We start from the raw sequence: 1125 nt of genomic DNA, 5'->3' as shown, positions 1-1125 counted from the left end.
AAGCAGAGCGTCTTCCTGCGCGAAGCAGACTATGTCAGCAACATGCTCGCGAGCCGCTTCGGCGCCTACGGTCAGATCCGTCTGGTCAACCACCGCGACCACCTGATGAACCGGCCGATGGCCACCCGGGAAAACCTGCGCCGCGCCGCACAGACCCTGGCCGAGCGCAGCGGCCCCGAGGACCTGGTGTTCATCTACCTCACCAGCCACGGCACCAGCGAGCACGAACTGGTGCTGGATCAGCCGCGCCTGGAGTTGGCCGACCTGCCGGCCGATGAACTGGCCATCGCCTTGGCGCCGTTGAAAAACCGCGACAAGATCATCGTCATCTCGTCCTGCTACTCGGGTGGTTTCATACCCGCACTCAAGGACGAGCGGACCCTGATCATGACCGCCTCCCAGGCAGATCGGGTGTCTTTCGGCTGTTCGGAAGAGGCCGATTTCACCTACTTCGGCGATGCTTTGTTCGCCCAGGCACTGAACCAGACCGACGACCTGGAGCATGCCTTCAAACTGGCCAGGGCCACTGTGGCCGAGCGTGAACAGGCAGATGGCTTCGAAGCGTCAGAACCACAGATCTGGGCCCCCAAAGGCGTCATCGCGCATTGGCAACAATTGCGTAAACAGCAGGCACGAAAAGCACTGCAAAGTGTCTCTATAGGCAGCAAGGAAGCACAGAGCAACTAAGCTGAAACAGTATCAAGGGGGAATGACTATGTACTTGACGCCTCAGCACATCCTGCTCGCCGGCGCCTCCGGACTGACCGGAGAGCAACTGCTCGATCGCCTGCTCAACGAGCCCACCATTATCCGTGTTCTGGCACCCAGCAGACGTCCGCTGAGCGAACACCCACGCCTGGAAAACCCCGTCGGCGATCCAGCAGTGTTCCTGCCGCAACTGAGCGGCAAGGTGGAGATCGCCTTCTGCTGCCTGGGCACCACTATCAAACAGGCCGGCTCCGAAGCGGCCTTTCGCGCCGTGGACCTGGACATGGTGGTGGCCTTCGGCAAACGTGCCCTGGAAATGGGCGCGCGGCACCTGATAGTGATCAGCGCCCTGGGCGCAGATCCCAAGTCGTCGATTTTCTACAACCGGGTCAAGGGTGAAATGGAAGAGGCCCTGAA

Annotated in this window: 2 protein-coding genes; both read left to right on the top strand. The window is 61.0% G+C overall.

The genetic code is table 11. From position 1 onward, the window contains the following. Window positions 1-687, top strand: a 687-nt coding sequence (locus BLX41_RS34695; protein WP_259744523.1) for a C13 family peptidase, incomplete at its 5' end; no start/stop codon positions are given. A 28-nt stretch (window positions 688-715) separates the two neighbouring features. Beyond that, on the top strand, window positions 716-1125 hold a 410-nt coding region (locus BLX41_RS34690; RefSeq protein WP_473241675.1), incomplete at its 3' end, for a Rossmann-fold NAD(P)-binding domain-containing protein.

The organism is Pseudomonas protegens, assembly GCF_003732485.1.
Lineage (GTDB): Bacteria > Pseudomonadota > Gammaproteobacteria > Pseudomonadales > Pseudomonadaceae > Aquipseudomonas > Aquipseudomonas protegens_B.
The sequence above is the reverse complement of the archived record's forward strand: the minus strand, read 5'-3'. Positions and strand labels throughout refer to the sequence as shown.